Consider the following 7,417-nt stretch of genomic DNA (forward strand, 5'->3'; position numbering starts at 1 on the left):
GTTTTGGCGTTCGACCATTTGCGAACACATCATGCCCGGGATGGCCCAGCCACCCCGGGCATGCTTTTTGAAAGGGTAGACCTTGGATATTATCCGCGTTGAGGGTGGCCACGCCATCGGAGGTTCCGTGCCTGTTTCGGGTGCCAAGAACTCCGCGCTCAAACTTATGGCGGCAACGCTTCTGGCGCCGGGCAAGACGACGCTGCAGAACGTGCCTGATATTTCCGATGTCCACGTGATGGGCAAGGTGCTCAAGGGTATGGGCGCTACGATCGATGTTCTCGACGAGCACACGCTCGAGATCGATACCTCCCAGGTTGATTCTTGGGAGGCGCCCTACGAGCTCGTTGCCAAGATGCGCGCTTCCACTGCCGTGATGGGACCCCTGCTGGGCCGTTTCCATCGCGCCAAGATCGCCATGCCCGGCGGCTGCAACCTGGGTGCTCGCAAGATCGATATGCATATCTTGGGTCTTGAGGCCTTGGGCGTTGAGTTCGATACCGCCCACGGCTATATCAACGCCAACGCGCCCCAGGGCCTGCACGGTACCACCGTCACGCTCGAGTTTGCCAGTGTCGGTGCGACCGAGAACCTCATCATGGCCTCCGTGCGCGCGCAGGGTACCACGGTAATCGACAATGCCGCCCGCGAGCCCGAGATCGTCGATCTCGCCAACATGCTCAACGAAATGGGCGCCAAGATTGTCGGCGCGGGTACGCCTGTCGTGACCATCGAGGGCGTGGAGGAGCTGCATCCCGTTACCCATCGCGTGGTGGGCGACCGTATCGAGGCCGGTACCTTTATCGTTGCCGGTGCGTTGATGGCCGACGATTGCGGTGTCGACGTCACAGGCTTTTGCCCCATTCACTTGGGCATGGTGCTCAAGAAGATGGAGCTCATGGGCATCGACTGCGAGCGCGTCGAGGATGGCGTCCATGTGAACCGTGCCGAGCGCATCAAGCCGGTCGATATCCAGACGCTCCCGTTTCCCGGTTTCCCCACGGATATGCAGGCGCAGATCATGGTACTCTCCGCCCTGGCAGACGGCAGCTCCGTTATCACCGAGAACATCTTCGAGAATCGTTTTATGTTCGCATCCGAGCTGGTGCGCATGGGAGCCGATATTCGTATCGAGAGCCATCACGCTATGATTCACGGCGTCAAGGGCTTCTCCGGCGCTCAGGTAACCTCACCGGATCTTCGTGGTGGCGCGGCACTCGTCGTTGCCGGCCTAATTGCCGACGGCACGACCGAGGTCTCGGCCATCCATCACATTAAGCGCGGCTATGAGCAGTTTGTCGAAAAGCTGCAGGCGCTTGGCGCTCATGTCGAGCATGCCACTGTTCCCGATCCCGTCATCTACTAATGCAGGTTGCCTGTGTTTAAGAAAAAGCCCATTACGGAATCTCGAAGACCTTCGACCGGCGCTCAGGCAAAAATCTATAGCCGCGATAACGTTGCCCGCTATTCCGAGCGCGCCCGTCAGCGCCGTCGCGGTCATACGGTTCGCCGCGTTGCGCTCATTGCTGTGCTCGGTGTGCTGCTGAGTGCTACGACTGCCGCCTGCCTGTGGTTTGCCACCATTATGGGCAAGCTCGGCGATTCCAATGTCATTACCGACAACCTGCGCCAGATCCTGGTTGATACCGACGAGGCAAAGGACCCGTTCTACGTGCTACTCCTTGGCACTGACGGTCGCCCGGGCGAGGATACATACCGCGCCGACTCGATTATCCTGGCGCGTATCGACCCCACGCAAAAACAGGCGACGCTCATCTCCATTCCGCGCGACACCAAGGTCGTCTACAACGGCTCGACCATGAAGATCAACGCCTGCCATACCTACGGCGGCGCCGAGGCCATGGTCCAGGCGGTCAACGAGCTGTGCGGTGTCCAGATTTCCCACTATGCCGAGGTCAGCTTCGACGGCATGCAGTCGCTCATCGATTCGGTCGGCGGCATCGACATTAACGCAACCGACGATGTCGACGACCCCAAGCATCTCGACATTAAGATCACCGCCGGTCAGCAGCACATGGATGGCGCGACCGCCCTTACCTATGCCCGCTGCCGCTACATCTATGCCGACGGCGACTACACGCGCATGCGCCATCAGCGTCAGGTGCTCGGCGCCCTCGCCAACCAGATCCTCAACAACTTCGATGCCACCAAGGTCTTCGACCTCGTCAATTCGCTGTCCGACATGCTCGTGACCGATATGAGCGTTCAGGACATCGTCTCTACGGTCAATGCCATGCGCGGCATGGATGTTGACGGCATCTATTCGGCCAACTTGCCTTCGTATGCCGATGCCAGCACCATGATTGATGGCGTGAGCTACGTCTTTGTCTACGAGGACGAGCTCAAGGAAATGATGGAGCGCGTCGACGCTGGCAAGGATCCCAAGGGCCCCAATACCATGGGCCAGTCCGATGGCTCCAGCTCTACGATCGGCGACCTGAACAACAACACGTCCGACGATTACGCTAACGGCACCGCAACCTCATCGGTCAGCTCTGACGATTCCGATGACTCAAGCGATTCGAGCGATTCGGACTACTACGAAGAGCCCACCGGCGACGGCAACGGCTACGAAGCCAACTACTAGGGTTACGCGGGCTTACCAGCCCGCGTAACGACTCGACGCTGCGCGCCGCCCAGAGCGACAATTTGTCATTCAAAAGGCAGGGCATGACCAGAAGGTCAATGCCCTGCCTTTTTCATGCCAACTTGTTCGCTCTGGACGTCGCTCGCTGACGTTGATTCAACCAGCGATGCCGACTACTCCCCTTGCACCAAAAATCGCCCCGTTCTCGGTTGAGGACGGGGCGATTCGTCTTTTAGGGTTGTGCAGCCAGGCTTATGCGAAGCGGGCGACGAGTTCCTGGAGGACGTCGGTCATCTTGACGAGCGAGCTGACCGGGACAAACTCGTTGACGCCGTGATAGCAATAGCCGCCGGTGGAGAGGTTGGGGCAGGGCAGGCCACGGAACGAAAGCTGCGCGCCGTCGGTGCCGCCGCGAATCGGCAGCACCTGGGGCTCAATGCCGCAGGCAAGGTAGGCTTCCTTGGCGACATCGATAAGCTCGGGGTAGTCACGCACGATCTCGGCCATGTTGCGGTACTGCTGCTTGATCTCGACCGTCACGAGTTCCTCGCCCAGGCGCTGGTTGAGCAGGGCTGCGGCAGATTCAATCAGCGCGAGCTTCTGCTGGAACTTGGCGGCATCGTGATCACGGACGATATAGCGCGCCGTAGCGTGGTCGACGGTTGCAGACACGCCCTCAAGATGATAGAAGCCCTCATAGCCCTCGGTGTATTCCGGACGCTGCGCATAAGGGAGTAGTGCGTTAAAGTCGCAGAACAGATTGCCCGCGTTGACCATGCGGCCCTTGGCGTCACCGGGATGGATGGACTGGCCCTCAAAGCGAACGGTTGCCTCGGCGGCGTTAAAGCACTCCCATTCCAGCTCGCCAACGGGACCGCCGTCGACCGTGTAGGCGTACTTGCAGCCAAAGGCCCCGATGTCCAACAGCTCGGCGCCGTGACCGATCTCCTCGTCCGGGCAAAAACAAATGCCGAGTGCGGGGTGGGGCAGCGAGGGGTCCTGAGCGATACGCGCGACAAGCGCCATGATCTCGGCGACGCCGGCCTTGTCGTCAGCGCCCAGCAGTGTGGTGCCGTCACTGCAGACCAGGTCCTCACCCACCAGGTCGTTCAGGGCGGGAAGCTTGGCGGTGCTCATGGCCACGGGCTTGCCGTCAACGGTGCCGCAGACCAGGTCGCCGCCTTCGTAGTGCACAATGTGCGGCTTCACGCCGGCGCCCGGCGCAACCTCGGTGGTGTCGAGGTGTGCGATCAGGCCCAGGGCGGGCTTGTCCTCCGCGCCCGCGCTTGCAGGAATATGTGCGCAGACGTAGGCATGCTCGGTCACATGGGCATCGGCCGCGCCGAGTTCGCGCAGCTCCTCGGCCAGGATGTTGGCAAGGTCAAACTGAACGGTGCTCGAAGGCACCTGGTCGCAGTTTGCATCCTCGGATTGCGTGTTGATTTGGACGTAGCGCAAAAAGCGCTCAAGGACGTCGGGGTTCGTGGTGTTGTTTTCCATAAAGACCGCTCCAATCTTGGTCGTCGTGTGCAACAAGAACTCTAGCACGGTATGCCACGGCATACCGCGACACTTGGATGGGGTAGAATCAGCCTTTGAACGCAGAAGGGACGGAAGGTCATGGATACGACAAATAGCTCGCGCGAGCTGCACCTAACGGTGGCGAACGAAGACTACTTGGAGTGCATGGTTCGCATCGAAAGCGAAGAAGGGGAGACCAATGGCGTGCGATCGGTCGACATCGCGCAGCGTCTTGGTGTCTCCAAGGCATCGGTCAATAAGGCAGTTTCGGCGCTTAAGGCGTCCGAGCTTGTCGAGCAATCGCATTACGGCAAGGTCATCCTGACCGACCGTGGTCGCGAGGTCGGCACGGCCATCTGGTACCGTCATCGCCTTATTCGCACGTTTTTGGTCCAGGAGCTCGGCGTCGATTTTGAGCGGGCCGATTCCGAGGCGTGCATGATGGAACATGCGCTTTCCGAGGACACGATGAGCCGCTGGCTCGCCTATCTCGAAAAACAGGGAATCAGCGTCGAGGAATAGCGAAACACATATATGGATACGAGTTATTACAACCGTCCCGGCGGCGAGGAACTTATGCGCCGCATGTCGAGTGAGACCCTGTTGACGCAGGGCCCCATGGGCAGCGTGCTGATGAGTGAATACGATGCCGCCGACATCCCACCGGCGTTTTGGAACCTTGCCGAGCCGCAGACTGTTTCTCGTGTCCATCGTCTGTATGTCGCCTCCGGTGCGCAGGTGCTCATTACCAATACCTTTCAGGCATCAAGCTATGCCCTCAAGCAAGATCAGATTACGCCGTCCGTGGCTGAGGTCAATCGCGGTGCCGTCGACGATGCGCGCCAGGCGCACCCTCAGCTGCTGCTGGGCTCGATGGGCCCGATCGGCATTGAGTGGTTTGCCGAAGACTCTACCGAGTATCGAGAAATACGAGGCATTTCGCGAGAGCAGGCATACGCCCTGCTCAATGCTGGTGTTGACGGTCTGCTGATTGAGACGGTGACATCTATCCGTAATTTGCAGCCCATGCTTGCCGGCGCCCAGGATGCCGCCGACGGCATGCCTGTTTTGGTGAGTTTTGTCGTTGACGATAAAGGCGACCTGCTAGGCGATGGTCTCAACATCGAGGCTGCCGTTTTGTACGCCGAAAAGCACGGTGCAAACTCGGTTGGCGTTAACTGCTGTTCACTTGCGGCCGCGAACGTGGCGGTGCCCAGGATGGTTGCATCGGCGACTACGCCCGTCACGGTACGCCCCAACGTGGGCGATCCGGTTCAAACTCAGGATGGCCCTGTGTGGCGCGAGAATCCCGAAGCCTTCGCGCGCGCTTGCGTCGAATGGAGGCATGCCGGTGCCGCAATGGTGGGCAGTTGCTGTGGAACCACGGCGATCACCACGGCGGCGATGGCCGAGGCGCTCGATATATAAAGGTCAAAACCGCTCCATACGGGGCGGTTTTTTTATTGCTTGCACATCGTCGGTGGCATTTGCCCAAATGGTGAATGCCGGTTTTGGCAGGTTGCTGGGCGAGCGCTGAGGGTATACCTCATGCGTACCATGATCCAAACACTGTGAGGTGTCTGCGCGTGTGCGCGATAATTCATTTTGGAACTGACGGTTGGCGCGCCCGCGTCGACGACGACTTTACCGCCGACAACGTTGCCCGCATTGCCGATGCCGTCGGCGAGTTGTGGCAAAAGACCAATCCCGGCAAAACAGTATATATAGGGTTCGACACCCGGCCGCAGGCGCGCGAGTTCGCTGAGCTTGCGGCAGGCGTGCTTGCGGCTCACGGATTGGACGCAGTGCTCGCATCTCGGCCTGTCCCGACCCCCGCCCTCACGTGGGCGGCGGCGTATGACGGCGAGGCCTGCGGTGCGCTCATGGTGACGGGGTCCCATCATCCGCAGGGGTATCTGTGCCTTAAGTTGCGCATGGGAGATGGCTCGACGGCCAATCAGGATGTCATCGAAGAGCTCGAAGAGACCATGGCCCCCGAGCCGATGGGGATCGAGGAACGCTATCGCACCGCGGATATTATTCCTGACTATATGCAGGCGGTGGCATCGTTTGTCGATGCCGAGGCCATTCGAGCCGCTCACCTGCGTGTGGTAGTTGACCCCATGGGCGGCGCGGCCCAGGGATATCTTGCCGACCTGCTGCGGGAGCTAGGCGTCGAGGTGCACGAGATTCATGCCGGACAGCCGTCCGATCAAGAGGACATTTGCCCCGACCCTGTTGAGCCATGGGTGGACGCTTGCGAGCGTGCGGTTGTCGAGGACGGGGCGTGCGCGGGCCTGGTGACCGACGGCGATGCCGATCGTATCGGCGCGGTCGACGAACGCGGTAGATATATACATCCGCATCAAATCATGGCGCTTGTTTTGGGCGACCTCGTTCAATTCCGCAATTTGGAGGGGCGTGTCGTCGTCAATCTCTCGTGCTCGACGCTCGTGCGCCGCATTGCCGAGGCGCTTGGCTGTCGCGTGACCGTTAAGCCGGTCGGTTTCAAATATATAGCTGCAGAGATGAAGAAGGGCGGCGTCCTCATGGGAGGCGAGGAGGCCGGCGGCATCGGCATCGCCGCGCATATGCCCGAGCGCGATGGAATCCTTGCTTGTCTGATTCTGTGTGAGCTTATGGCAAAGACGGGCGCGCCCTTGGGCGTTTTGGTCGATCAGCTCGAGGCCAGTTTTGGTAAGACGAGCTACGGGCGTCGCGATTTGCGCCTTGAGGCCGAAGACGCCGAATCGCTGCGAACACTGCTTCCTGGCATGAATCCCAAATCGATTTGCGGCAAGGCGCCGCAGACTGTAAGCCATATGGATGGTTTACGTTTGGCATTCGAGGATGACACCTGGCTGCTGATCCGCCCCAGCGGGACCGAACCGGTGGTTCGTGTATACGCCGAGGGGTTCTCGGTGGAGGAGCGCGATGAGTTGCTCGATGCCGGCTGTGCCTTGGCTAAGGGAGCCTATCAGCTTTAGCCATATGACGCTTCACTATAAAGAGACCCTCGGTGAGTGGTGGAGAACGGCCGGCAAACGTAAGCTGAGTTTTAATATGTGTAGGAAATGTGTACGCCCAGATTCCCGCCCGCGGGGGCCCTCCGGTCTGGCAATATATCTCCTTGCCGCGCGGCCCGGTCGAACCGGATGGACCGCGGGGCGTGCACCTTGAGAACCGGATACTGCGAGGATGGACACTTCAAGTGTCGCATCCGGGCAGACATCGAACCATTTGAAATGGTCTAACTTGGATTTGTTTTTCGCAAGGCCGCCGAGAGGC

The 7,417-nt window shown here is 59.9% G+C and carries 6 protein-coding genes; 5 read left to right on the forward strand and 1 reads right to left on the reverse strand.

Going from position 1 to position 7,417, the window contains the following annotated elements:
* The first annotated feature begins 82 nt into the window (after positions 1 to 82).
* The gene (murA, locus tag I1M21_RS05840) at positions 83 to 1,366 is read left to right on the forward strand and encodes a UDP-N-acetylglucosamine 1-carboxyvinyltransferase (protein WP_195192808.1); all 1,284 of its coding nucleotides are present in this window, start codon (positions 83 to 85) and stop codon (positions 1,364 to 1,366) included.
* Between the two features lie 12 nt (positions 1,367 to 1,378).
* Entirely contained in the window at positions 1,379 to 2,608 is a 1,230-nt protein-coding gene (locus tag I1M21_RS05845; protein WP_195192809.1) for an LCP family protein, read from the forward strand.
* A gap of 252 nt (positions 2,609 to 2,860) precedes the next feature.
* Here I1M21_RS05845 and pepT read toward each other — a convergent pair whose 3' ends face one another.
* Positions 2,861 to 4,108, reverse strand: a complete 1,248-nt coding sequence (gene pepT, locus I1M21_RS05850; protein WP_195192810.1) for a peptidase T — start codon at positions 4,106 to 4,108, stop codon at positions 2,861 to 2,863.
* 120 nt (positions 4,109 to 4,228) lie between these two features.
* Here pepT and I1M21_RS05855 point away from each other — a divergent pair, with 120 nt between their 5' ends.
* The 3 genes from I1M21_RS05855 (at position 4,229) to I1M21_RS05865 (ending at position 7,116) form a co-directional block, all read left to right on the forward strand.
* Positions 4,229 to 4,651 carry a metal-dependent transcriptional regulator gene (locus I1M21_RS05855; RefSeq protein ID WP_161160665.1) on the forward strand — a complete coding sequence of 141 codons (423 nt, stop codon included), beginning with the start codon at positions 4,229 to 4,231 and terminating at the stop codon, positions 4,649 to 4,651.
* A gap of 12 nt (positions 4,652 to 4,663) precedes the next feature.
* A complete protein-coding gene (locus I1M21_RS05860; protein ID WP_195192811.1) occupies positions 4,664 to 5,557 on the forward strand; it encodes a homocysteine S-methyltransferase family protein in 894 nt (297 codons plus the stop codon).
* Positions 5,558 to 5,715: 158 nt separating this feature from the next.
* On the forward strand, positions 5,716 to 7,116 hold the full coding sequence (locus I1M21_RS05865) for a phosphoglucomutase/phosphomannomutase family protein (RefSeq protein WP_271762997.1): 1,401 nt from the start codon (positions 5,716 to 5,718) through the stop codon (positions 7,114 to 7,116).
* Positions 7,117 to 7,417 lie beyond the last annotated feature (301 nt).

The organism is Collinsella aerofaciens (assembly GCF_015546965.1).
GTDB classification, from domain to species: Bacteria; Actinomycetota; Coriobacteriia; order Coriobacteriales; family Coriobacteriaceae; genus Collinsella; species Collinsella aerofaciens_X.